Origin of the sequence: Pseudomonas umsongensis, from assembly GCF_012647205.1 — a bacterium.
GTDB classification, from domain to species: Bacteria; Pseudomonadota; Gammaproteobacteria; order Pseudomonadales; family Pseudomonadaceae; genus Aquipseudomonas; species Aquipseudomonas umsongensis.
Window position 1 is genome coordinate 4,355,267 of the sequence record NZ_CP051487.1, and the last position, 23,059, is coordinate 4,378,325.

Below are 23,059 nucleotides of genomic sequence, written 5' to 3' on the forward strand. Positions count from 1 at the left end.
ACCATGAACCGCAACGACCTACGACGCGTGGACATGAACCTGTTGGTGATTTTCGAAACGCTGATGTTCGAGAAGAACCTCACTCGGGCCGGCGAGAAGCTGTTCCTCGGCCAGCCTGCCGTCAGTGCGGCACTTGCGCGGTTGCGCGATCTGTTCGACGACCCGCTGCTGGTGCGTAACGGCCGGGTGCTGGAGCCGACGCCGCGGGCGCTGGTGATTCTCAAGGAGCTGCAACCGGCCATGGACACCATTTCCGGGGCGGTGAGCCGGGCCAAGGATTTCGACCCGTCCATCAGCCGCGATGTGTTTCGCATCGGCCTGTCCGACGATGCCGAGTTCGGCCTGTTTCCGCCGCTGCTCAAGCAGATTCGCGAAGAAGCGCAGAATGTCGTGGTGGTGGTGCGCCGGGTCAATTACCTGTTGATGTCGTCGATGCTTGCCAGCGGTGAGATTTCCGTCGGCATCAGCTACACCACGGAGCTGCCGGCCAACGCCAAACGCAAAAAGCTACGGGACCTGAGCGTCAAGGTGCTGCGTGGCGATGACAAGCCCGGCCCCCTGACCCTGGATGAATTCTGCGAGCGTCCCCACGCGCTGGTGTCGTTTTCCGGGGACTTGAGCGGCGCCATCGACAATGACCTGGCGCGCATCGGCCGCTCCCGCCGCGTGGTGCTGGCAGTGCCGCAGTTCTCGGGCCTGCGCGCCCTGCTGGCGGGTACCGACATGCTGGCCTCGGTGCCCGATTACGCCGCCTGCGCGCTGATCGAGGGCAGCAGCCTGTTGCGTGCCGACGACCCACCGTTCGAGATCAACCTGTCCGAACTGTCCATGGTCTGGAACGGCGTCAACGATAACGATCCGGCAGAACGTTGGTTGCGCTCGCGAATAGTGGAGCACATGTCGGCGCCACTGCCGGGGCATTGAGCGCGTTGAAGTGCGGGTCGGTCTCGCGCAGGTAGATCGGCATGTCCGTCATCGGCGGCATGGCCGGGATCTCGAAGTACATCTGGATCACCCAGCCACGGTGGTAGCTGGCGTGGTTGACCACGTGCATCAGCATCGCGCCGGCAGTCATGGTGCCGCTTTCGCCGGAAACGAAAGTGAACCTCAAGGGTTTGTCCAGCGAGGCATCGGTCTGCCTTGCGCTCCAGTTGCAGTACCAGCGATCCACGTCCTGTTGCGCCAGGCGCAGCACCGCCAGTTCAGGATGTACCAGTTCATGGGAGGTCTTGAAGCCGTGCCCTCGGCCTTCGAGGTGAGCCTGCCAGATACGGTCCACCACATAGATGTGATTGAGTGTGCCGATCATGTTCTTGAAGACCCCGGCGCGTTCTTTTTCGACTTCGCCGGGTGGCAATAGCGCCAGGTTATCGAAGAGGCGCTGGTTGGCCCATTGTTTGTAATCGGCAAGCATGCGGGCAGTGCGTACGTTGATCATCAGATGTCTCCGATGGCGAAGAGCACATCTTCCAAGGATAGCGCTATCTGCGCGTTGCGGTGCGGGCACTGATTATCGGTCACCCCGCACCTGCACCTTTACCTTTACCTGTAGGAGCGAGCATGCTCGCGATGGACTCGAATACTGCGTTGGGTGTCAGCCAGCCAGCGTCATCGTTGACGACCATCGCGACGGTGCGACGATTCGACATGCTCGCTCCTACAGGTGCAGGCTGTTCATCACGTGCGCGGCCAACGCCAGGCAACTGGTCAGGCCTGGTGATTCGATGCCGAACAGATTGACCAGCCCGGGAATGCCATGCTCGGCGGGGCCACTGATGCGAAAGTCGGCGGCCGGCTCGTTCGGGCCGCTGATTTTCGGGCGAATGCCACTGTAGGCCGGTTGCAGGCTGTCATTCGGCAAGCCCGGCCAGTAACGGCGGATCGCCGCGTAAAAGCCGTCGGCCCGGGCTGGATCCACGCGGTAATCGACCCTGTCGACCCATTCCACATCCGGCCCGAAACGCGCCTGACCAGCGAGGTCTAGGGTCATGTGCACGCCCAGCCCGGCGCTTTCCGGTGCCGGGTACACCAGATGGCGGAACGGCGCGCGGCCGCTGAAGCTGAAATAGCTGCCCTTGCACAATCGCGCCTGGGGAACGTATTGCACTGGCAGGCCGGCGATGCGGCTCGCGACTTCCGATGCGGACAATCCCGCGCAGTTGATCAGCTTGCGGCAGGTCAAGGTCATGGGCTCGGCGCCGCCCATATGCAGCTCGAAACCCTGTTCACTGCAGCGCGCCGACAACAGCGGCGTGTGAAAGGCCAGCGATGCGCCCCAGGCCTCGGCATCGGCCTGCAACGCCAGCATCAGGCCATGGGAGTCGACAATGCCGGTGGATGGCGACCACAGCGCGGCAACACAGGATAATTCAGGCTCCAGCGCCCGCGCCTGAGCGGCCTCCAGCCATTGCAGGTCATCGACGCCATTGCGCCGGCCCTGCTCGAGCAAACCCTGCAAGGTCACACGCTGCGCATCATCGATGGCGACGATCAGCTTGCCCAGCGGACGATAATTGACGCCGTGGTCGTCGCAGAAGGCGTAAAGGCGTTGCTTGCCCTCCACGCACAACCGCGCCTTGAGACTGCCACTGGGGTAATAGATACCGGCGTGGATCACCTCGGAATTGCGTGAACTGATACCCACGCCAATCCCTTCGCCGGCCTCGACCAGGATCACTTCGCGTCCGCCCATGGCCAGGGCCCTGGCCACCGCCAGCCCGACCACACCAGCCCCGACCACCACACAGTCGACATCAACGCTCATCAAACCAGCCCTCGCTCCCGGTAATCGATCAGGCTGGAGAATATCGCCAGCAGCATGGCCATGACCACGAAGAAGATCAGCACCAGGAAATACGAGCCGGTGAACTGCACGATCAAACCGATCAGGATCGGCACGATCACCCCCGCCATATTCCCGCAGAAGTTCATGGTGCCGGCCAGCACACCGGTTTTCGACGTGCCGCCGAGGATCGATGGAATGCACCAGTACATGCCGCACCAGCGAATGAAAAACATCGCCACGCACAGCAGGCCGATCGCCTGGCTGGCCTCGGAGGCGTACGCCGTTCCCAGCATGCACAGCGCCGCCACCAGTGCCGAACCGCTGAACATGCTGCGCATTACCAGGTTGGGCGAGGCGCCGCTGGATTTCCACTTATCTCCCAGGTAGCCGCCGACCAGTTCGCCGACGAAGCCGCACATGAAGATCAGGAAAGTCGCGCCACCCATGCCGGAAATGTTCAGGCCGTGGGTCTGGTGCAGGTAGCTCGGCATCCAGGTCAGCAGGCCGTAGAACACGCTGAGGATGCAGCAGTAACCGGCGAACATCGCCAGCACCGAACGGTCCTTGAGCAGTTCCTTGAACGGGATGCTGGTGACCGCGCCGGGCTTGTTGACCGTGGCGTTGCCCTCGGTGATGTGCGCCAGTTCCGCGGCATTGACGCCGGGGTGTTCGCTGGGGTGGTTGCGAATGTACTTCCAGGCCAGCACACCGGCGAGCATGGTGCCGACCCCGGCGATCACGAACGCGATGCGCCAGGAGTCGAACCAGCCGATCAGCCCGGCAATGATAATCGCGCCGAAGGCACTGCCCAGCGGCGCACCGCCGTCGACCAGTACCGCGCCGCGTCCGCGTTCGTTGGGCGTCAGCCACGCGCCGTTGAGCTTGGCGCCGGCGGGCATGATCGGCGACTCGGCAATGCCCAGACCCATGCGGGTGAGCAACAGGGTGATCCAGTTATGCGCCCCGGCGGCCAGGGCCTGGAAGGCGCCCCAGGCCACCGTCGCAACGACGATGACGCGGCGGGTATGGAAGCGATCCAGCAGCATGCCGCCGGGGATCTGCATCAAGGCGTAGGACCAGAAAAACGCACTGAGCATCAGGCCCTCGAGGGCCGGCGGGATCTGGAACTCGCTGGATATCAGCGGCAACGCCACCGACAGCGAGGCGCGGTCGATGTAGTTGATCGCGGTCAGCAACAACATGATGAGGAAAATTCGCCAGCGCACGTTGGTGGCACGCATCGTTGCGTTTGCTGCTGGCAACGCCAGGCTTTCGGCACTCGGATTGTTCATGTGGGGCGCTCTTATTGTTGTGGAACAAGCGGCCCCACTCTAATCACGCCCCCGAGTGCTGAATAATGATGGGATCTGATTGGGGGATCACCGGATGTCATCCCCTGGAAATGCCTGAAGGATTTGTGTTGGATCAATGGCCTCTTCGCGGGCAAGTCGAAGGGGCCGGATGAGTCAACACCAAACCGGAAGACTAGTCAGAACGTTCCCGGGTAACTGCCACCATCGAGCAACAGGTTCTGCCCAGTGAGAAAACCGGACTGGGCACTGCAAATGAATGCGCAATAAGCACCGAACTCATCGGGCTGGCCGAAGCGTTGGGCCGGGACGTTTTTACGCCGTTGCTCGGCGATGCTTTCGACGCTGGCGCCCTTGGCTTCGGCGGCGGCATTGAGGGTCTTGTGCAGCCGTTCGGTCTCGAACGGCCCCGGCAGCAGGTTGTTGACGGTGACGTTGTTGCCGGCCAAGCGGGCCTGGCGCGCCAGCCCGGCGATGAAACCGGTCAAGCCACTGCGGGCGCCGTTGGACAACCCCAACACATCGATCGGCGCTTTCACGGCGCCTGAGGTGATGTTGACGATGCGTCCGAAACCGCGCTCGGCCATGCCATCGACACAGGCCTTGATCAGCTCGATGGGCGTGAGCATGTTGGCATCCAGCGCCTTGAGCCAGTCTTCGCGCTGCCAGTCGCGAAAATCCCCCGGTGGCGGCCCGCCGGCGTTGTTGACCAGGATATCCACCTGCGGACACGCCGCCAGCACCTGTGCGCGCACCTCAGGTGTGCTGATGTCCCCGGCCACTGTGCGCACTTCGATGTTCGGCGCCAGAGTGCGCAGCTCAGTGGCCGCCGCCTGCAAGGTGTCGTTACCACGGGCATTGATCACCAGGTTCACGCCCTCCTTCGCCAAGGCCCGCGCACAGGCCAGGCCCAAGCCCTTGCTGGCGGCGCAGACGATGGCCCAGCGCCCCGAAATACCCAAATCCATGACGATGCTCCTGACGGTTGGAAAGGCTCACGTTACCACCGTGCACCCGCCACTCGGGGGATGACAAAGGGTGATCGCTGAATCAGGTCTTTTCATTATCGACAGGCGGCGGTGCTCATTACTGTTTCGGGACCCAATAAGAAACCGGAGACACACATGAACCCGTTCCAGTTCTATTTCCCCACAACCTTGAAAAGCGGCAACGGCCTGGCGCGTCAGGCCGGCGCATTGCTCAAGCCCCATGTTGGAAAAAAACTGCTGGTGGTCACCGACGAAGGCTTGATGGCATCGGGAGTGATGGAGAGTTTTTTCGCCTCGCTGGCCGAGCGTGACATTGGCTACGAAGTGTTTGCCGGCGTCGAACCCAACCCCACCACGGATGTGCTGGAGCGCGCCGTAGCCTTCCTGAAAAACCACGAATGCGACGCGGTGATCGGCGTAGGTGGCGGCAGCAGCATCGACACCGCCAAGGGTGTCGCGGCCATGGCCACCAACCCCGGTAACATTCTCGACTACGAGGGCTACGACAAACTGCTGCACCCGCCCCTGCCGATCTTTGCCATTCCCACCACCTCGGGCACCGGCAGCGAGTGCACGGCGTCCACGGTGTTCACCAACACCAAAACCCTGTTCAAGACCGTGATCATCAGCCCGGCACTGTTTCCAACACTGGCGATTCTCGACGCCGAACTGACCCTCAAGCTGCCGCCGTCGATCACCGCGGCCACCGGCATGGACGCACTGACCCACGCCATCGAATCCTACGTCTCGAAGCAGGCCAATCCGGTCAGCCAGGCCCTGGCCCTGCAAGCGATCAAGATGATCTGCTCCCACCTGCCGAAAGCCTTTTTCAGCGGCTCCGATTTGCACGCCCGGGAGCAGATGTTGCTCGGTTCGTTCCTCGCCGGCGTCGCCTTCGCCCAATCGAAACTGGGCAACGTGCATGCGATCTCCCACACCTTCGGCGGCGTGTTCAACATCCCCCACGGCATCGCCAACGCGACGCTGTTGCCCTACGTCATCGAATACAACCTGCCGGCCTGCCCTGAGCTGTTCCGCGAGATCGCCATCGCCATGGGCGAAGACGTCAGCGGCCTGAGCCCCGCCCATGCCGGTCACAAAGTGGTGGAGCACGTGATGGCGCTGAACAAGGCCATCGGCATTCCCGACAACATCAAGGACCTGGGGGTGGACCTGGACTACATGCCGCAAATGGTCAGCGACTCGATGCGCAGCGGCAACGTGCTGGTCAACCCGCGCCTGACCCAGGCTTCCGACATCGAGCGGATCATCGGCAACGCCTTCCACGGCCTTCATTCCTGAGAGAGAGAACCCCTATGTTCTACGAGATGCGCACCTACACCCTGCAGATCGGCAAGATGCAAACCTACCTCAAGCACTTCGAGGAAAACGGCCTGCCGGTGATCTCCCGCTATGCCACGCTGGTGGGCTGGTGGTACACCGAAATCGGCGAGCTTAACCAGGTGATTCACATCTGGGCCTACGAGAGCCTGGACGAACGCATCAAGAAACGCGCCGCGCTGTACCAGGACCCCGACTGGCTCGAAGGCTTCGTGCCGATCGCATTCCCCATGCTGGAAAAGATGGAGTCGAAACTGCTGATGCCGGCGCAGTTTTCGCCGATCAAATAATCTTTCTGACAAACAACACTAAACCTGTGGGAGCGGGCTTGCCCGCGATAGCGGTGTGTCAGACAGCAAAAATTTCGACTGACACTCCCTCATCGCGGGCAAGCCCGCTCCCACAGGGGACTGCGCAAGCCGCTCGAACAAGGACAGATCCCATGTGCGACCACAACACCAACAACACCGCCGCCGACCGTTCTCCCGACATCAAGGCCTTGCTCGAAGGCCTGCCCACCAACTGGGGCAAATGGGGGCCGGACGATGAGGTCGGCGCCCTGAACTACCTGCAAAGCGCCGAGATCCTGCGCGGTATCGGCGCTGTGCGCCAGGGCAAGACCTTCACCCTGCAAGTGCAGATCGGCCATCCCAAGGGTGAGCCGCTGTGGCCTGGCCGACGCCCGTCAATGCGGGTCAACGTATTGGACAAAGGCCACTTCCTGGCCGGCAAGACCCACTTCGACGGCCATGTCGAATACGCCGACGACGTGATCTTCATGCACCTGCAAGGCTCGACCCAATACGACGCCCTCGGCCACGTCTGGCACGACAACAAACTGTGGAACGGCTACGACGCCATGAGCACCATCGGTGGCATGGACAAGGCCAGCATCCTGCCGATTGCCGAGCGCGGGATTGTCGGGCGCGCGGTGCTGATCGACATGGCCCGCCATCGCGGCAAAGCGGTGCTGGACAAGGGCGAAACCTTCAATCACCTCGACCTGCTGGCCGCTGCGAAGGCCCAGGGTATCGAAATCCATAAACGCGACATCCTGATCATCCGCACCGGCTGGATCGGTTCATTCTATGAGCGCGAACCGGATGAGTTCTACAAGGATTTCGCCGAGCCGGGCCTGACCTTCAGCCGGGAGCTGGTGGAGTGGTTTCACCAAATGGAAATCCCCAACCTGGTGACCGATACCATGGCCAACGAAGTGGCGGTCGACCCGGCCACAGGGGTGTTGATCCCGCTGCACAACGCCTTGATGCGCAACCTTGGCGTGACCTTCACCGAAGTCGCGATGCTCGATGAGCTGGCCAGCGATTGCGCCGAAGACAGTCAGTGGCAGTTCCTCTACACCGCCGCGCCGCTGAAGATCGTGGGCGGCACGGGGGCGCCGGTGAACCCGATCGTCATCAAGTAAGCAGATCCCGCTGCAATTCGTTGATCAGCAGGGTCGCCGCCGGAGACAAATCGGCGCCCGCCCGGCTGATCACGCCATAAGGCTCGATCAGCGCACGCATCGACACCGGCAGCTTCACCAGCAACTCGTGTTGCTCGCAGAACTGCGCCACTTCCACCGGGATTACCGCCAGCAACGTCGGGTCCTGTTGCACCAGCAAAATGGTGGCGAAGGTCGATGAGGTTTCCAGCGGATACCGCGGAATTTCCAGCCCCGCCTCGTTCAGTTCGCGCTCCAGGGCCTGGCGCATCGGCATGTCCTTGGGATAGACCACCCAGCGGTAATCGCTCAATTGCGCCAGCTGCAACGACTCGGTACGGGCCAGCGGATGATCCTTGCTGGCGACCACGGCCAAGGGCTCTTCGCTCAGTTCAATGCAGTCATAGGCGTCAGAGCGCTGGCCGACGCTGGTCCGACAGATCGCCAGGTCCAGTCGCCCCTGATCCAGCAGCCCAAGCAAGGTCGCGCTGGTGTTTTCCACCAGTTCCACCGACAGCTCCGGTTGCTTGAGCCGCAGCTCGGTCAGGGCCCGGGTCAGCAGCGGCACCGCCCCCATGATCACCCCCACCGACAACCGCCCGCCCTGCCCCTGCATGATGCTGAGCATTTCCTCGCGCAGATGCTCCACATCGCTGTAGATCAGCCGTGCATAACGAATCATGCAACGCCCCATTTCATTGGCCACCAGGCCCTTGGGCTGGCGCTCGAACAAGGGCATGCCGAGCAGTGACTCGACCTCATGCAGGGCCTTGGTGGCGCCGGACTGGGAAATCGAAATCTGCTCGGCGGCCTTGTGCAGGGAGCCGCGGTCATCCAGTGCGATCAACAAGCGCAGTTGCTTGAGGCGCAAGCGTGAAGCGATGCTGCCAAGGGAAGGAACCATATCGGTGTGTGCTCGATTCAATGTGCAATCCATCAAGGCCCACGCCAGCCGCGCCGACGTGGGCGGCGGGTCAGTTCAGGGGCAACCGGCTCCACTGGCCATCGACCAGTCGATCGAGACCCAGAGGGTTAGCGTTTTGCAGCGCGGGCGGCAGGTACTCATCAGGATAGTTCTGGTAGCAAACAGGGCGCAGGAAGCGATCGATGGCCAGGCTGCCGACCGAGGTGCCACGCGCATCCGACGTCGCCGGATAAGGCCCGCCGTGGACCATCGCATCGCTGACTTCGACGCCGGTGGGATAACCGTTGAGCAGCAAGCGCCCGACCTTGTCCTCCAGCAACGGCAGCAGACCACTGAAGCGATCCAGATCCGCAGGTTCTGCAATCAGCGTGGCGGTCAGCTGTCCGTGCAAACGGTCGAGCACCGCGCGCAACTGCGGCTGGTCAGCCACCTCGACCACCACCGTGGCCGGGCCGAATATCTCTTCCTGCAACAGCGCATCGCCGTCGAGCAACAGCTGCACATCGGCCTTGAACAACTGCGGCTGCGCCTTGGAATGTTCTTGCGGCTGACCGGCCAGGTGATCGACAAGGTCGTGCGCAGCGATGTGCGCAAGTCCTGCGCGATAACTGTTGAGCGCGCCTGTGTTGAGCATGGTCTGGGGCGGTTGGCTGCCCATGTTCTGTGCGAAGGCTTGCAGGAACTCGCTGAACTGCGGCGAGCGCAGACCGATGATCAAGCCGGGGCTGGTGCAGAACTGGCCACAGCCAAGGTTGACCGAGGCCGTCAGCTCCTCGGCAATTTTCTGGCCTCGTTGGCCCAAGGCTTCAGGCAGTACGATCACTGGGTTGATGCTAGACATCTCGGCGAACACCGGGATCGGTTGCGCCCGCGCAGCGGCCAGATCGGCCAGGGCCCGACCGCCCTTGAGCGAGCCGGTGAAGCCCACGGCCTTGATGCCATCGGCCATGACCAGCGCCTGGCCCACGCCGGCGCCGTAGATCATGTTGAACACCCCCGACGGCATGGCCGTGCGTTGCGCCGCGCGAACGATGGCACCCGCCACCCGCTCGGCCGTCGCCATGTGCCCGCTGTGGGCCTTGAACACCACCGGGCAACCGGCGGCCAGGGCCGAGGCGGTGTCGCCGCCGGCGGTGGAAAACGCCAGGGGAAAGTTGCTTGCACCGAACACCGCCACCGGACCGACGCCGATGCGGTACTGACGAATATCCGGCCGTGGCAACGGCGTGCGTTCAGGCAGCGCCTGGTCGATCCGCGCAGCGAGAAAATCACCACGGCGCAGTACCTGGGCAAACAGGCGCAGTTGGCCGCTGGTGCGACTGCGTTCACCGCGAATCCGCCCCTCGGGCAACGCGGTTTCCTGGCAGACCAGGGCGGTGAAATCATCCCCCATGTCATCGATTTCCTCGGCGATGGCGTCGAGAAATTCGGCCCGGCGCAAAGGCGACAGCTGGCGAAACGGCGCAAACGCGCGCGTTGCCGCCGATACCGCCAGCTCGACTTCCTGCTCGGTGGCCTGATGGAAAACATACGGCAGCGCATGGCCGGTGCTGGCATCGACGCTGTGCAGGGTCTCGCGGCCCAGGGCACTGCGCTGCCCATCGATGAACTGCTGGCCCAAAATATCGGACATCAAAAATCTCCCTCGCCTGCGCTCGGCAGGCGATGACTCGAATGAAAGGGATGCGCCAAAAACGCACGCTTCACTCTATGGGCCGGGGTCAGGGGCAAACAAATGACAACAACGGGCCGGGGGATGAGCGTTTGTCATCCCCCGGCTTGGTGCTGCCTTTCAGCGAATCGCCACCGGGTTGATGTTGACCTGGGTCGAGCCCCTGTACAGCGGCTGTCCGAGCACGAACATGAAGGTCCAGGCCTTGTCCCGCACCAGCGCGCGGCTGTCGATCAGCTCAAGGTTGTAGATGCCGTTTTTCGCCAGCATGAACTGGTTGACCGGGAACTCCTGGCCGTCGGTGCCAGGGTAGATTTCCGAGGCCCAGGTATCACCGCCGAACGCGACGATCTGCTTGCCCGCCAGCCATTTGGCCGCCGCCATGCCGATGCCCGGCTCCACAGCGAGGAATTTCTCGTTGTCTTTGCCCAGCAGCTCCAGCCAACCGGTATTGAACAGCACCACATCGCCCTTCTCGATGCTGACGCCTTGCAGATCCAGGGCTTTCTGGATATCGGCGACAGTGAACTCGGTTTTCTCCGGTACGATGGCGCTGCCATACACGGCGGTCATGTCCAGCACCACGCCACGGGTGACGATGGGCGGGACTTTTTCGATGCCGAGTTTTTGCACCCCTTCCACGGTCACGAAGTCCGCCGCGCGGTTGCCGTTGTAGTAGACGTTGTCGATGCCAATGTGGCCGATGCCGTTGAGTTGGGTGCCGACCCCGGTCCAGCCCACCACCAGTTCATCGTTGAAGGTGAATTTGTTGGGGCCCATGGTGGTACCGCCCGCTTCCCCCGGCTGGACGTTGGTCAGGTGAAAACTGCGATGCCGGAACGCCGGCAGGTTTTTATCGATGGGCACGGCCAACGGGTAGGTCTTGCCGGTCTTGATCAGCTTGGCGGCGTTGAGTACCGAGTTGGCATCGAGCAGGTTCAACGCACCGATTTCGTCATCGGTGCCGTATTTTGAGGGGTACCATTTTTCGCCATCGGCGGCGTTTGCGGCGTTGAAGGTGAGCAGCAGGGCAAAAGGCAGGGCCAATCGATTGAACATGAAGGAGGTCCGCATCTGGTTTCAGTGAACCCAAGGTACGCAGCCCTTTTGTGCGGAAACAGACAGCCATGGACAATACAATTGTTCTGGATTGTCACGAGTGGCCGTACTTGCAGTTTTGCCGGGCGAGTGACATAAAACCCTGAAATCCGGACAGCCGACCAGCTGCGATAACGCTTATACCGTTTGCGAATTATCATTATTCCAACGCGTCAAACCAGAAGCCTATGAACGATATCGCCAGCTCTCCCGATTCACCGTCCGACCAACCGCGCCTGATTGTCTTCCTCGCCTACCCCGAAATGGGCCTGCTCGACCTGACCGGCGCACAAACCGTGTTCTGGGCGGCCTCGCGCTACCTCAACAGCAGCAATCTGCCCGGCTACACCCTGCAGACCGCCAGCCTGAACGGCGGCCTGATCCACACCGCAGAGGGCCTGGCCGTCGACACCGTGCCCTTGAGCACCTTCGATGACCAGACGATCGACACGCTGATCGTTCCCGGTGCCCCGGCGATTATCCTGGCGATGAACAACACCCTGGGCCTGGTCGACTGGCTCAAACAGGCGTCCACCAAAGCCAGGCGCACCGCGTCGGTGTGCAGCGGTACGTTCCTGCTGGCCGAGGCCGGATTGCTCGAAGGTCGGCGCGCCGCCACCCATTGGGCGATGTGCGGCCTGCTCAAGGAGCGCCATCCATCCATCGAAGTCGACAACGATGCGATCTTTGTCCAGCAAGGTTCAGTCTGGACTTCTGCCGGGGTCAGCGCCGGAATCGACCTGGCACTGGCGTTGGTCGAAGAAGATTGCGGAAGAGAACTGGCACTGCTGACGGCGCGGGAAATGGTGGTGTTCCTCAAGCGCCCCGGTGGCCAGGCCCAGTACAGCCAGTTGCTGCAATCGCAAACCAGCGAAGGTGCGGCCTTCGACGACTTGCATTTGTGGATCACGCAGAACCTGTCTGGCGCCAACCTCACCGTCGAGACACTCGCCCAACAGGTTCAAATGAGCCCGCGCAACTTTGCCCGGGTCTACAAACTCAAGACCGGCCGCACGCCGGCCAAGGCCGTGGAAGTGCTGCGCGTGGAAGCTGCGCGACGCTTGCTGGAGGATTCGGAGCGCAACATCGATCAGATTTCCCGGTTGTGCGGCTTCGGGGATGAAGAGCGCATGCGCCTGACCTTCCAACGCAACCTCGGGGTTTCGCCGCGGGATTATCGCAACCGGTTTTCGCGCTGAAAACCTGCCAGGGGAACTCCTGACGACCGCCATGCATCCTAAAGGGTGAGAGACTTCCTTTTTGCTTCACGTCTTCAGAGGACACCGTCATGCGCCGTCTGATTATCATTTCTTCCCTTTTGCTGTGCTTACCTGTCGGCTCCGCGATGGCCGATGTGGATGCAAAGGATGTCGCCACGTCGGCCGGGGTTTCCGCCTCGCTGTATTCGACGTTCAAGGATGACAAACTGATGATTCCCGCCCGGGATGACGCCTCCAGCTTCGTGGCCAGTGGCGGCGCGATTCGTGGCGTTTATCTGGAGCAGGTACTGCAGCGGATTCGCCAACAGCATCCTGACCTCAACAGCGCCAGCGACGAAGACCTGGCTCGCGCAATTCTTGTCCAGGAAGGCGTTCCGGCTGGCCAGTAATGTCAGTAATGATCTATGTAGCGCGGTGTTGTTGATGGCCCCATCGCGGACTTGCCCGCGATGGGGACCAAAAGAGCACAGTCAAGCTATCGATAACGCGCTGCTGCCGTGGAATTGCCGAACAGCCCGGACAGCACTTGGCGCTGCGCTTCGTAGCGATCCCACTGCTCCCCGTCGTGTAATCCCGGAATGGTCACCACTTCCCCCTTCTCCAGCCCCACCAGTGCGGCATCGACCATTTCTTCGGCGGACATCACAATCTCCTGCGGCAAATTCTCCACCGGGTTGCCGGCCTCGCTCCAGAAGTCGGTGGCGGTCGCGCCTGGCAGCACGGCCTGGATACGAATGCCTTTATCCGCCAGTTCCCGGTGCATCGATTGGCTCAGGCCCAGGACAAATGCCTTGGTCCCGCCATACACACCATTGAGGATTTCCGGGGCGATGGCGACGATCGACGAAATGTTGATCACGGTCCCGGCACCGCGTTCGACGAAGCCCGGTATCGTCGCATAGGCCAGGCGTGTCAGCGCGGTGATGTTGAGGCTGATCATGTCTTCCATGTCATCCACGGGGCTGCCGAGCAACGGCATGACCGCGCCAACTCCAGCGTTGTTGACCAACAACGTGATGCTCGCGTCACTTCGCAGTATCTGTTCGACCCGCAACAAGTCGGCCTTGTCTTTCAGATCCGCGGCGACCACTTCCACATTACGGCCGGTCTGGTCGCTCAGCCGGTTGGCCAGCGTGATGAGTTTTGCCTGACTGCGCGCGACCAGGATCAGGTCGTAACCCTGCCGGGCGAGACGGTCGGCATACACCGCGCCGATGCCCGAAGAGGCGCCAGTGACCAGTGCAGTGCCTTTGGAGGAGAGAGCCATGTTCATTTTCCTTCACAGTGAGGCGAGACAATCGCCAGTCAGGAACTGTTATAAAGGGACTCGTGTCCGTCGCAAATGACGTTTAACCTACGTTTTTAGGACATCTGTTTTGAGGATTGGGCGATGATCAGCGTGGCGTTTGTGGTGTTCGAGGGTTTCCAGTCCATGGCGCTGGCTGCCATGCCGGTATTCGAATATGCCAATTTCAGTGCTGGGCAAGCCCTGTATGACGTGCGTGTACTGTCCGAAGACGGCCGCACCTTGCGCGCTTCTGGTGGCCTGAATGTTGGCACCGAGGCGTTCGACGAGCGGGTGTTCGATACGGTGATCGTGGTGGGCGGCGACACCATCCTCGAGCAGGCGCCCGAGGGTGTACTCGACTACGTGCGTGCCAGTGCCAGGACCGCCCGCCGTACCGCGTCGATTTGCTCTGGAGCCTTTGTCATGGCCCAGGCCGGATTGCTTGAGGGCCGGCGGGCTACCACGCATTGGGCTTATGCACGGCAACTGCAAGAACGCTTTCCATCGATCAAGGTTGAACCCGATCGAATCTACGTGATCGACGGCGCGATCTGGACCTCCGCCGGCATGACCGCCGGCATCGACCTGGCGCTGGCCATGGTCGAAAAGGATCACGGCGCCGAACTCGCACGTGCCGTAGCGCAGAAACTGGTGATGTACCACCGCCGTGCCGGCGGGCAATCACAGCACTCGGCGCTGCTGGAACTGGCGCCGAAATCCGACCGCATCCAGACCGTCCTCGCCTACGCTCGGGAGCACCTGGCGCAGACCTTATCGGTGGAACAACTGGCGCAAGTGGCGAGCCTCAGCTCGCGGCAATTCAGCCGTGCGTTCCGTACCGAAACCGGTCAGTCGCCCGCCAAGGCCATCGAGAACCTGCGCCTGGAGGCGGCACGGCAGATGCTTGAGGGTGGTCGCCTGACACTCGAGCAGATTGCCTTGGAAAGCGGGTTTATCGATCCTCGGCGCATGCGCGAAGCATTCCTTCGAACATTCGGGCAACCACCGCAGGTGATCAGGCGCAATGCGCGATCAGCGGCACAATGATGATCGTTCCCCTGCTCCGCGTGGGAACGGTCGGCGCTACACTGGGAGTGTCGGGGGTATTGCCTATGAAAATCTCGGCCAAACTGGCGTTTTTCGCCATCGTCTCCACCCTCGCCTACCTCTTGCTGGCAATTTGGGGGCTGGGCGGCTTCGCGGCGTTTTTTTCCCATACCGCCTTGGTGGTGGTTGCCCTGGCGACGCTGGTCATGGCCATCGCTTCGCTGTTTACCGAGGTCAACCTGAGTTCCGGTGAGCGCGAGGACAGGGCCAATCGCTGGGTACTGCCAGCGTTCGGAGTGATCGGGTTATTGAGTGGGTTTTTCCCGGCCTACACCGACCGCATCGACTTCTGGACCTTCGGTGGCGAAGGCGTGCGTTGGCTCGGGGCGCTGCTCTTCATCATCGGCGGCGTGCTGCGAATGTGGCCGGTGTTCGTGCTCGGCAAACGCTTCAGTGGGCTGGTGGCGATCCAGCCGGGCCATCGCCTGGTGACCGACGGGATCTATCGTCGCTTGCGCAACCCCAGTTACCTGGGGATGTTGGTGATTGCCGTGGGTTGGGCGCTGGCGTTTCGTTCGGGGGTCGGATTGCTGCTGGCCGCGCTGACCGTGATTCCGCTGATCGCGCGGATTCATGCCGAGGAAGCATTGTTACGGGCGCAATTTGGCAGTGAATATGAGGCTTATTGCGCCCGGAGCTGGCGATTGATTCCGAAACTCTACTGAGACACACCCCCCACTGTGGGAGCGAGCCTGCTCGCGAAAGCGCAGTGCCAGGCAACGTTTATGTCGGCTGGAAGTCAGCGTTCGCGAGCAGGCTCGCTCCCACAGTGGATCGTGCGAAGTCGAATCACGCCGTGGGCGTCTAGGCGGGCAACGACCTCGTCATAATTTGCCAACGTGGCGTGCGCCGTCACAATCGGCTGCTCATGTGTCGCCGTGACAATCAGTAAATCCGCCCCCGCCGCCTCGGCTGCGAGGATGCCTACCGTTGCATCTTCGAAAACCAGGCAATCCGATATTTCTACACCCAGCCGCTGCGCAGCCAATCGATAACCGGCCGGGTCAGGTTTGCCAGCGGCGACATCTTCGGCAGTGACCAGCACAGCCGGCTCCGGAATCCCTGCGGCTGCCATCCGCCGCAACGCCAGCGCCCTCGGGGCGGAGGTCACAATGGCCCATTGATCGGCTGGCAAAGACTGGAGAAAGCGCGCCGCGCCCGCCACTTCTTCAACGCCCTCGACATCCTCGATTTCAGCTTCGGTGATCCACGCCGCTTCGGCCTCGGCATCGACTCCGGGCAATGCCAGGCGATTGATGGTGTCGATGGCGCGGACGCCGTGAATGGTCGGCAGGAAGGTTTCGACATCGACGCCGTGACGCACGGCCCAAGCAGCCCAGACGCGCTCGGCGGCGGCAATTGACGTAAGGATGGTACCGTCCATGTCGAACAGGAAGGCACGGTAAGGGACGTTCAAGACGGATTCGGGAGCAGACAAAGGGTCCTTCCTATCTCAAGGATCTGATGGGATGCCCCGAGAAATGTACACGATCGAACGAACTGTCGCAGGCTGCGATTTTCAAGATCGAAAGATCGAGAGATCGTCCGAACGCGGCCCGAGCCTGCGGCAGCTCCTACAGGGGACGGCGTGATTTCAGTGCGCCGTCCACGCAATCAAGCAATTGACCCACCGCCCAGGGTTTCTTGATAAACGAGACATTATGCCGGACCCCGGAAGTTGCAGGGGTTTCGAAGCCGGACATGATCATGATCGGTTTGTCCGGCCAACGATCTCCGAACAGATTGGCCAGGTCCGCGCCGTTGAGCGTTCCCGGCATGGTGATGTCCGTGAGAAGCATCCCGACTTCGGGTGCGTGGCTCTGCAAATACTCCGATGCGGCGTCCGCGCTGGTTTGCGCTTGCACTACATAGCCTTCCTCTTGAAGAATTTCGCAAAGAAACTCCAGGATCAGCGGGTCGTCCTCAACCACCAGAATCAACCCGCCATGAAGCTGTCCGCCCGCTGTCGATTCTCGACTCATGACCTTGCCGCTCCCTGATCACACCAGTTTATATGCGGGCTTGAAATCCGCTACCTACAGGTATGAGCGGCAGTCTCTGCGGAAATTCATTTTTGATACAAACAGACGACGAAATCGGTGTTTGCGAGACGTTTACTGGGACATCGGGTCTTTTTTCATAGCGTCCTTGGACATGGCGTCTTTCTTCATGCTGTCCTTGCTCATGGCATCCTTGGACATGGTGTCCTTGCTCATCGTGTCCTTGGCCATCGAATCCTTTTTCATGGCGTCCTTATGCATGGCGTCCTTGGACATCGAGTCTTTGCTCATGCTGTCCTTGCTCATCGTATCGCCAGCAAAAACACTGGCAGCGCCGATGGCCAGGCACATGGACAGAACAACAGTGGTCAACTTTTTCATGGTGAAACTCCTTGATGCATGGGGTGTGGACGAGGGGAGTTGCCGGGGTTGCGTCAGCTGCCACCGAACCAGTTGTAGCCCTGGTCTTCCCAGTAGCCGCCGCTGTAGGTGTTGCTGACGAAAATCGCCTGGATGTGCTTGGGATTCTTGTAGCCGAGCTTGGTGGGCATGCGCAGTTTCATCGGGAAGCCGTATTCGCGCGGTAGCACAGCGCCGTCATAGGTCAGCGTCAACAGGGTTTGCGCATGCAGTGCGGTGGCCATGTCGATGCTGGTGTAGTAGTCGTCGGCGCACTTGAAACCGACGTATTTGGCGTCAGTATCGGCCCCGACCCGTTTCAGGAAATCGCTGAAGCGCACACCGCCCCAACGACCGATCGCGCTCCAGCCTTCGACGCAGATATGCCGGGTGATCTGCTCGGTTTGCGCCATGGCGCGCAACTCTTCGAGCCGCCAGGTGCGCTTGTCCGCCACCAGGCCGGTGACCTCCAGCCGATAGCTCTCCTCCTCCACCGTCGGCGCTTCATCGATGCCGTAGAAGGCATTGAACGGAAATGGCCGGGTGATCATCGACGCCGGGTAGGTCGGCGCCATGGCATTGGGGTTGAACAGCCAGCCTTGCACCCGGTCGTTGAAGCGCGACATGGCGGACAACGCGGTCTCGACGCTGTCGTTGTCGGTGAGGTTGCAACCGGACAACATGGCCACGCCGCCGAGTGTCAGGCCACGCAGCAGGAACGAGCGGCGCGAGCGGTCTTCGATCTGCGGGGCGAGGATTTTACGCGCGTCGGTCAGGATGGATGACTCATCCAGCCCGGCGTCTTGAATGGGCTTTTTCATATGGGCTCCTTGCGACCGACAATCATGGCCAACAGTGTTTTGGGAACCAGTGCCACCATCACCAGGTGGACCGCGACGAACGCCACCAACAGTGCCATCGCGATGAAATGTACATGGCGCGCACCTTCGTAGCCCCAGAGCAATTCACGCAACAGCGGGAACTGCACCGACTTCCACAGCACCAGCCCGGAGATCACCAGCAGCGTGATATCGACCATCACGAACAGGTACGCCAGCCGTTGCACCTGGTTGTAATGATTCAGGTCGGCATGTCCCAGCTTGCCGCGCAACGCGGCCCAGAAGTCATGCAGCACGCCTTTGGGCGAGACCGGGAAAAAGCGCCGCTTCAGGCGCCCGCTGAACAGGTTGCAGGCCAGGTAGACGAGGCCGTTGACGGCCAGGAACCACATCGCCGCGAAGTGCCATTGCAGGGCGCCGCCCAGCCAACCGCCGAGGGTGATGCCTTTGGGAAAACTGAAATCGTAAAGCGGGGAAGCGTTGTAGATGCGCCAACCACTGGTGACCATGACCAACACGGCGAGTGCGTTGAGCCAGTGGGTCAGGCGCAGCCAGCGCGGATGAGATGAAACAGGTGGGCACGGCATGGTCGGCTCCCGACGGTTGATCGATGGAGCAATTATGTGAGCCGACAGATCGCCAAATCCTCACGTAAAGTTAAATTAATCGTGATAACTGCGCAGGTAATGCGCCAAGTGTTTTCTCCGCCCATTACCCTCGCCATCAGATCAGGACGCCGTGCTGCAACATTAGGTGAGGTGGGCCAGGCATTCTTCTCCAAGGCCCATCCACACATCGCCCAAATAACTTACTTACAGCCGGGTAACGAGTTTAATGTATTTTTGATACTTTCAATTTCACGCTCTACAAAACGATCCCTGCTAGCCACACGCCCCTCCAAGACATTAAGTATGCTCTGCGCCTTTTCAGTACTTCTGTTACTCGGCCATTCTTCATGAGAAAAACCGGTTGTCGGAGCCGAAATATTGTTTTCTGTGCCTGGGTTGAGCTGCCCCCTCATATTTGATATTTCCCGGGTGACTTCAGATGTAATTGAAGACCGGCTAGATGAACGACTTAACGTTCCAGGAGAGTTTATACCGGAGTCAAAACTTGTAGTGCTATCGTATCGCCCCCTGGTTAAGTCACCCGTTTTTTTAGACAATTGCACGCTACGCCAGCTATCTTCTTGTTCCTGTTTACGATTTGCATGATTCAACTTTGCCTTATCGGTTTCAGAGAGCGCAATTCCATTAAGTTGTCTGGACCATTCAGCGCCCCTGTCTGCGCGGTTTTTTTCATACTTCTCCTGTTTCTCCGCTTGACTCTGCCTTAGCATATTTTGTCGTTCCCTTTCTTCCTGAACACGTTCATTCAAGAAATTTTTATAATCTCGGGCACCTGCATCAACTGAATACTTCTTCAGTTCAGCAGCCCCCTGATAAACTCTTCTTTTTACCCGCTCTTTTTCGGCACCTCTAACAGCGATATCAGAATTATCAGCTGCAATTTTTACTCTTCGCTGATCAGCAGTACCTATCAGCAAATTGATTGCCGCAGTGGCTCGCACCTCTTTATTAATATCGGCAAATATGTTAACAGTCTCGACTTTAACATCGAATATTCTTAGATAATCAGGAGGAAGAATATTCCGCGCTGCTTGTTCACCCATCGTCCCAGCGCGCACACAATTAGCTAGAGACTGCATCAAGCTATCTTTTATTTGCGCAGGCACCTGTGCTGCGCCCTGGGATGGAAAACGAGTATTAAAATAATAGCCCGGAATCTTTAACAGTTCACTTGACTGATTAAAAACCTCAGAATTTATTGCTGTGGCTTGTACCGCAGGCGAGGCCTTTGCAAGCAGACTAGTAAACTCCAGCATGCGTCCAATTTGTATTGCCTTGATTTGCCCACCTGAATTCAAAGCAATGTTCAACTTTTTTTGTAATTCGGCGCTAGATGAACCAACAGTACCTGCAGGGTTACTCCCCGGTGCAGTGGGAGGGATGATTGCATTGGCCGAACCGGATGGCCTGTCTGGCTTTGTCTCATCCTCGCTATCACTGTCAGATGTTGCCCCAGATCGGATTGCTCCCGATAACGCGCCAGCGACCGCACCGGCTCCGCCTTTGTCTGGACCGTCTTCACCGAGTTTCTTGTCAAGAGCGTTGGCAATGGGAGCGCAAACTTCTTCTTGTGTAATGTGTTGTGCCGGCCCGCCGCCTTTCAAACCCGGATTTCCTGGCAATTGAGGCCGACCGTTTTTCGCCTGAATCTTATTAAAGATACTCAAATCGTTGCCATCCGAATCCGAATCCGAATCCGAATCCGAGTCGGTATCGGCATCACTCGAATTGGAGTAACACTCTTTCAAACGACGCTCCTCTGCCTCCGAGATCTGTATATACGCATTTAGCGTCTTCGTTTCAACTTCAGTCAACTCATCATGATCCTTAAATAGCTCCTCAGGAAGTATGCGCTTAACCGCTTCAGTTAAATTTCCAAAACGACGCTCAGCGATCGGTTTATAATGACCGCTGCCATTAGTCCAGAGCTTTAGCTGTCCATCTTCAAACAAAAAATCTCCCGCATAAAGTACATCCTTACCTTGGGCTAGCGAGCTGTGGCCTTCAACATAGTAGGGGTTATGATGTCGATATTCATTTAGCTCTCCTTTCGAATTCTGTTGGCCATTGTTCATACCACAATAAATACGATCAGGTTCATCTGGAAGGATGACATATGAGAAAACACCTTTCAGGTTGTACCTTCTTCCATTATCCTTGCGGACTAGCTCATATTTATCTTCGTCATTTTTCGTCACATAAAATATTTGACCGGACACCGCTTCTTTTTCCACATGAAAATCAGGAATTTGCGGTATCGGCACCATAAGCTCTGTCAAAATGCTCTCATCACGAAACTTAACTTTAAGCGCAGGACTCTTATCAAATAATTTCTCAATGACAGTCTCTTTGAGTGGATACCTATAGCCCGCCCCCTTGAGTTTATCCAAACCGGACGCTATGTAGGTTATGAATGTATTTTTACGCTTCTCGAATGGATTCACCTTGCCCAAATTCGGATTGATATGTTTATCGAACCCTAGGGTATAGGCTCTAATAGCCGCAAATTCTTCCTGAGAAATAATAGGCGCCACCCCTGACTCCTGATACAACTTGTTAATCTCTTCGGGACTACCCACCATCTTTTCAGCTTCATTTCCCCCTAGATTAAAATCACGAAACATCTCGTAGAACAAACCTGTCAACATTGGCGAAACCGATGCGTCAACTGGTTCTAAATTTGTAGTAGGCGGCTGTACAAAACGTCCATATAGCGGCACTTCTTGATTACCAGTTCTTGAAGTATCATCGGTTCCTTGTGGTGAAGAGGTGGGAGTTGAGTCGGTAGAAAATAGTTTGTCACTCCACAACTTCGGATCCTGTTCCCACGGAGCGGAAACTGTTTTATTATTTTTATAAAACTTGACAGCATCGCCCAATTGCGCTCTGCATCGATACAAATGTCGCAACTCCTCAGCCGTTATTCCGCCTGCTTTTAAATCCTTATTACCAACCACACTTCCCATCTCAATATCATCCAGAAAAATGTGCAGGTAGGCTGTTGGCCCACCGCCACTTTTTTGCTGAACAAACTCATCAATCATACTTTTACTTTTATTAGAAAAGAGATAGGTGGCAGACTCGTGAATCCGTCGCCACGCCTCTCCTCCAGAAAACTTTCCCTGAATTTTTTCTGTTTCGAGCAGGCCGAATGCGTGGGCGTAACGAGGATGCCTGCTTAAATCTGAAAATAATTCATCCAAGCTTTTATCTGAAAGTTCGGAACAATCTTTATTAGTACCTCCGCCCTCTTTGCCTTTCTCTTCCAGCTCAACAATATAATCAAAAACTCCAGAAACAAATGCTATAACACCCTCCACGGAGGCAGTGGATGTTACATCCGACAAAGCAGTTTTGTCAGCTTTGATATTTTCACTTCCAACCGTTTCATCCCTGCCTGATTTCTTACGTCGTTGTTCTTCCTTCACGACGATAACCAGCGCGTCCTCCACATCAAGTATCGTATCTGGCTTGTCGTTTACCTTTGAGACTGGCGTGCCTTCAAAATCATAGGCTTCAGGCTGTTCGGCCATTATGTTAAACGCGACCCTCAGGTTTTCCAGCAGACGGGCTGGCGTCCATGCGGGATGTTCCTTGCTGGTAACCGAAGGCAGACCTAATATACGATCCCCTTTGGCTTCAGAAAAAGAAGAGCAAAAATTTTCTTCCGGCACTGCTTTCGTAGAGACTGTTTCGTTAGTTTTAGCTTGAACACTTTGAATGTTTGCGGAGCTGGAAGAACTGCGAGAAGGGAACATGCTATTTATTTCCACCGTCAATTTATGCAGATTTTTTAATGCCGCGAACTGGTTTGTTACGCAGTTTGAACTCCCCCTCAATGACAGCAACTCTGTTATTGTATCTAAATATTTGATACCGCCACCTATTTTTACCTTTATGAAAAGTCAAGCAATATCAATCAGCCTGAAGTTGTGGGTTGCCCTGCACCATAGGACCCCACGTTGATTACGCACCCATCCATTCGCCACAATTTTGGTTAAAATACCGCCCCC

The 23,059-nt window shown here is 58.6% G+C and carries 23 protein-coding genes; 8 read left to right on the forward strand and 15 right to left on the reverse strand.

The window, feature by feature from the left end; all coding sequences use genetic code 11:
* Nucleotides 1-3: 3 nt before the first annotated feature.
* Complete coding sequence (locus tag HGP31_RS19560; RefSeq protein ID WP_020796738.1) at nucleotides 4-924, forward strand: LysR substrate-binding domain-containing protein; 921 nt, start codon at nucleotides 4-6, stop codon at nucleotides 922-924.
* Here HGP31_RS19560 and HGP31_RS19565 read toward each other — a convergent pair.
* From HGP31_RS19565 to HGP31_RS19580, 5 genes are all read right to left on the reverse strand, one after another.
* Complete coding sequence (locus HGP31_RS19565) at nucleotides 845-1,438, reverse strand: DinB family protein (protein ID WP_033044551.1); 594 nt, start codon at nucleotides 1,436-1,438, stop codon at nucleotides 845-847. The two genes, HGP31_RS19560 and HGP31_RS19565, sit on opposite strands and share 80 nt — an antisense overlap.
* Before the next feature lie 79 nt (nucleotides 1,439-1,517).
* Nucleotides 1,518-1,649, reverse strand: coding sequence for a hypothetical protein (locus tag HGP31_RS30725; protein WP_277352210.1), 132 nt, complete (start codon nucleotides 1,647-1,649; stop codon nucleotides 1,518-1,520).
* Between the two features lie 8 nt (nucleotides 1,650-1,657).
* Nucleotides 1,658-2,764, reverse strand: coding sequence for an NAD(P)/FAD-dependent oxidoreductase (locus tag HGP31_RS19570; RefSeq protein WP_168758493.1), 1,107 nt, complete (start codon nucleotides 2,762-2,764; stop codon nucleotides 1,658-1,660).
* Nucleotides 2,764-4,077 carry an MFS transporter gene (locus HGP31_RS19575; RefSeq protein WP_020796741.1) on the reverse strand — a complete coding sequence of 438 codons (1,314 nt, stop codon included), beginning with the start codon at nucleotides 4,075-4,077 and terminating at the stop codon, nucleotides 2,764-2,766. The genes HGP31_RS19570 and HGP31_RS19575 overlap by 1 nt, the downstream gene beginning before the upstream one ends.
* A 197-nt stretch (nucleotides 4,078-4,274) precedes the next feature.
* Nucleotides 4,275-5,063, reverse strand: a complete 789-nt coding sequence (locus HGP31_RS19580; RefSeq protein WP_020796742.1) for an SDR family oxidoreductase — start codon at nucleotides 5,061-5,063, stop codon at nucleotides 4,275-4,277.
* 156 nt (nucleotides 5,064-5,219) lie between these two features.
* Here HGP31_RS19580 and HGP31_RS19585 point away from each other — a divergent pair, with 156 nt between their 5' ends.
* The 3 genes from HGP31_RS19585 to HGP31_RS19595 all read left to right on the forward strand — a co-directional run bounded on the left by HGP31_RS19585 (nucleotide 5,220) and on the right by HGP31_RS19595 (nucleotide 7,851).
* On the forward strand, nucleotides 5,220-6,386 hold the full coding sequence (locus HGP31_RS19585; protein WP_020796744.1) for an iron-containing alcohol dehydrogenase: 1,167 nt from the start codon (nucleotides 5,220-5,222) through the stop codon (nucleotides 6,384-6,386).
* A gap of 14 nt (nucleotides 6,387-6,400) precedes the next feature.
* Nucleotides 6,401-6,715 (forward strand): NIPSNAP family protein, encoded by a 315-nt coding sequence (locus HGP31_RS19590; RefSeq protein WP_008054497.1) that lies wholly within the window; start codon nucleotides 6,401-6,403, stop codon nucleotides 6,713-6,715.
* A gap of 152 nt (nucleotides 6,716-6,867) precedes the next feature.
* A complete protein-coding gene (locus HGP31_RS19595; RefSeq protein WP_168758494.1) occupies nucleotides 6,868-7,851 on the forward strand; it encodes a cyclase family protein in 984 nt (327 codons plus the stop codon).
* Here HGP31_RS19595 and HGP31_RS19600 read toward each other — a convergent pair.
* From HGP31_RS19600 to HGP31_RS19610, 3 genes are all read right to left on the reverse strand, one after another.
* Nucleotides 7,844-8,773: a LysR family transcriptional regulator gene (locus tag HGP31_RS19600; protein ID WP_020796746.1), complete on the reverse strand. Its 930-nt coding sequence runs from the start codon at nucleotides 8,771-8,773 to the stop codon at nucleotides 7,844-7,846. The genes HGP31_RS19595 and HGP31_RS19600 overlap by 8 nt on opposite strands.
* A gap of 70 nt (nucleotides 8,774-8,843) precedes the next feature.
* The gene (locus HGP31_RS19605; protein WP_168758495.1) at nucleotides 8,844-10,427 is read right to left on the reverse strand and encodes an aldehyde dehydrogenase (NADP(+)); all 1,584 of its coding nucleotides are present in this window, start codon (nucleotides 10,425-10,427) and stop codon (nucleotides 8,844-8,846) included.
* A 159-nt stretch (nucleotides 10,428-10,586) separates the two neighbouring features.
* Entirely contained in the window at nucleotides 10,587-11,525 is a 939-nt protein-coding gene (locus HGP31_RS19610; RefSeq protein WP_020796748.1) for a cyclase family protein, read from the reverse strand.
* Nucleotides 11,526-11,752: 227 nt separating this feature from the next.
* On the opposite strand from HGP31_RS19610, the gene HGP31_RS19615 reads away from it, so the two are divergent.
* Both HGP31_RS19615 and HGP31_RS19620 read left to right on the forward strand, forming a co-directional pair.
* Nucleotides 11,753-12,763 (forward strand): GlxA family transcriptional regulator, encoded by a 1,011-nt coding sequence (locus HGP31_RS19615; RefSeq protein WP_168758497.1) that lies wholly within the window; start codon nucleotides 11,753-11,755, stop codon nucleotides 12,761-12,763.
* A gap of 89 nt (nucleotides 12,764-12,852) precedes the next feature.
* Nucleotides 12,853-13,173, forward strand: a complete 321-nt coding sequence (locus HGP31_RS19620) for a DUF2388 domain-containing protein (RefSeq protein ID WP_033044188.1) — start codon at nucleotides 12,853-12,855, stop codon at nucleotides 13,171-13,173.
* A gap of 86 nt (nucleotides 13,174-13,259) precedes the next feature.
* On the opposite strand, the gene HGP31_RS19625 is transcribed toward HGP31_RS19620, so the two are convergent.
* Nucleotides 13,260-14,051, reverse strand: a complete 792-nt coding sequence (locus HGP31_RS19625) for an SDR family NAD(P)-dependent oxidoreductase (protein WP_033044187.1) — start codon at nucleotides 14,049-14,051, stop codon at nucleotides 13,260-13,262.
* Nucleotides 14,052-14,174: 123 nt separating this feature from the next.
* Here HGP31_RS19625 and HGP31_RS19630 point away from each other — a divergent pair, with 123 nt between their 5' ends.
* The gene (locus HGP31_RS19630) at nucleotides 14,175-15,119 is read left to right on the forward strand and encodes a GlxA family transcriptional regulator (protein WP_020796752.1); all 945 of its coding nucleotides are present in this window, start codon (nucleotides 14,175-14,177) and stop codon (nucleotides 15,117-15,119) included.
* A 65-nt stretch (nucleotides 15,120-15,184) separates the two neighbouring features.
* The gene (locus HGP31_RS19635) at nucleotides 15,185-15,844 is read left to right on the forward strand and encodes a methyltransferase family protein (RefSeq protein WP_020796753.1); all 660 of its coding nucleotides are present in this window, start codon (nucleotides 15,185-15,187) and stop codon (nucleotides 15,842-15,844) included.
* A gap of 74 nt (nucleotides 15,845-15,918) precedes the next feature.
* On the opposite strand, the gene HGP31_RS19640 is transcribed toward HGP31_RS19635, so the two are convergent.
* From HGP31_RS19640 to HGP31_RS19665, 6 genes are all read right to left on the reverse strand, one after another.
* Complete coding sequence (locus HGP31_RS19640) at nucleotides 15,919-16,617, reverse strand: HAD-IA family hydrolase (RefSeq protein WP_168758498.1); 699 nt, start codon at nucleotides 16,615-16,617, stop codon at nucleotides 15,919-15,921.
* 136 nt (nucleotides 16,618-16,753) lie between these two features.
* Nucleotides 16,754-17,161 carry a response regulator gene (locus tag HGP31_RS19645; RefSeq protein ID WP_020796755.1) on the reverse strand — a complete coding sequence of 136 codons (408 nt, stop codon included), beginning with the start codon at nucleotides 17,159-17,161 and terminating at the stop codon, nucleotides 16,754-16,756.
* 132 nt (nucleotides 17,162-17,293) lie between these two features.
* On the reverse strand, nucleotides 17,294-17,560 hold the full coding sequence (locus tag HGP31_RS19650) for a pentapeptide MXKDX repeat protein (protein ID WP_168758499.1): 267 nt from the start codon (nucleotides 17,558-17,560) through the stop codon (nucleotides 17,294-17,296).
* 53 nt (nucleotides 17,561-17,613) lie between these two features.
* Nucleotides 17,614-18,399 (reverse strand): molybdopterin-dependent oxidoreductase, encoded by a 786-nt coding sequence (locus tag HGP31_RS19655; RefSeq protein WP_033044181.1) that lies wholly within the window; start codon nucleotides 18,397-18,399, stop codon nucleotides 17,614-17,616.
* On the reverse strand, nucleotides 18,396-19,004 hold the full coding sequence (locus tag HGP31_RS19660; protein WP_033044180.1) for a cytochrome b/b6 domain-containing protein: 609 nt from the start codon (nucleotides 19,002-19,004) through the stop codon (nucleotides 18,396-18,398). Before HGP31_RS19660 ends, HGP31_RS19655 begins: the two co-directional genes overlap by 4 nt.
* A gap of 221 nt (nucleotides 19,005-19,225) precedes the next feature.
* Nucleotides 19,226-22,804, reverse strand: a complete 3,579-nt coding sequence (locus HGP31_RS19665) for a hypothetical protein (protein WP_168758500.1) — start codon at nucleotides 22,802-22,804, stop codon at nucleotides 19,226-19,228.
* Between the last annotated feature and the right edge of the window lie 255 nt (nucleotides 22,805-23,059).

Coding starts and splice junctions, on each gene's coding strand:
- HGP31_RS19560 (WP_020796738.1), top strand. CDS start 4: ATGAACCGCAACGACCTACGACGCGTGGACATGAACCTGTTGGTGATT.
- HGP31_RS19565 (WP_033044551.1), bottom strand. CDS start 1,438: ATGATCAACGTACGCACTGCCCGCATGCTTGCCGATTACAAACAATGG.
- HGP31_RS30725 (WP_277352210.1), bottom strand. CDS start 1,649: ATGTCGAATCGTCGCACCGTCGCGATGGTCGTCAACGATGACGCTGGC.
- HGP31_RS19570 (WP_168758493.1), bottom strand. CDS start 2,764: ATGAGCGTTGATGTCGACTGTGTGGTGGTCGGGGCTGGTGTGGTCGGG.
- HGP31_RS19575 (WP_020796741.1), bottom strand. CDS start 4,077: ATGAACAATCCGAGTGCCGAAAGCCTGGCGTTGCCAGCAGCAAACGCA.
- HGP31_RS19580 (WP_020796742.1), bottom strand. CDS start 5,063: ATGGATTTGGGTATTTCGGGGCGCTGGGCCATCGTCTGCGCCGCCAGC.
- HGP31_RS19585 (WP_020796744.1), top strand. CDS start 5,220: ATGAACCCGTTCCAGTTCTATTTCCCCACAACCTTGAAAAGCGGCAAC.
- HGP31_RS19590 (WP_008054497.1), top strand. CDS start 6,401: ATGTTCTACGAGATGCGCACCTACACCCTGCAGATCGGCAAGATGCAA.
- HGP31_RS19595 (WP_168758494.1), top strand. CDS start 6,868: ATGTGCGACCACAACACCAACAACACCGCCGCCGACCGTTCTCCCGAC.
- HGP31_RS19600 (WP_020796746.1), bottom strand. CDS start 8,773: ATGGTTCCTTCCCTTGGCAGCATCGCTTCACGCTTGCGCCTCAAGCAA.
- HGP31_RS19605 (WP_168758495.1), bottom strand. CDS start 10,427: ATGTCCGATATTTTGGGCCAGCAGTTCATCGATGGGCAGCGCAGTGCC.
- HGP31_RS19610 (WP_020796748.1), bottom strand. CDS start 11,525: ATGTTCAATCGATTGGCCCTGCCTTTTGCCCTGCTGCTCACCTTCAAC.
- HGP31_RS19615 (WP_168758497.1), top strand. CDS start 11,753: ATGAACGATATCGCCAGCTCTCCCGATTCACCGTCCGACCAACCGCGC.
- HGP31_RS19620 (WP_033044188.1), top strand. CDS start 12,853: ATGCGCCGTCTGATTATCATTTCTTCCCTTTTGCTGTGCTTACCTGTC.
- HGP31_RS19625 (WP_033044187.1), bottom strand. CDS start 14,051: ATGGCTCTCTCCTCCAAAGGCACTGCACTGGTCACTGGCGCCTCTTCG.
- HGP31_RS19630 (WP_020796752.1), top strand. CDS start 14,175: ATGATCAGCGTGGCGTTTGTGGTGTTCGAGGGTTTCCAGTCCATGGCG.
- HGP31_RS19635 (WP_020796753.1), top strand. CDS start 15,185: ATGAAAATCTCGGCCAAACTGGCGTTTTTCGCCATCGTCTCCACCCTC.
- HGP31_RS19645 (WP_020796755.1), bottom strand. CDS start 17,161: ATGAGTCGAGAATCGACAGCGGGCGGACAGCTTCATGGCGGGTTGATT.
- HGP31_RS19650 (WP_168758499.1), bottom strand. CDS start 17,560: ATGAAAAAGTTGACCACTGTTGTTCTGTCCATGTGCCTGGCCATCGGC.
- HGP31_RS19655 (WP_033044181.1), bottom strand. CDS start 18,399: ATGAAAAAGCCCATTCAAGACGCCGGGCTGGATGAGTCATCCATCCTG.
- HGP31_RS19660 (WP_033044180.1), bottom strand. CDS start 19,004: ATGCCGTGCCCACCTGTTTCATCTCATCCGCGCTGGCTGCGCCTGACC.
- HGP31_RS19665 (WP_168758500.1), bottom strand. CDS start 22,804: ATGTTCCCTTCTCGCAGTTCTTCCAGCTCCGCAAACATTCAAAGTGTT.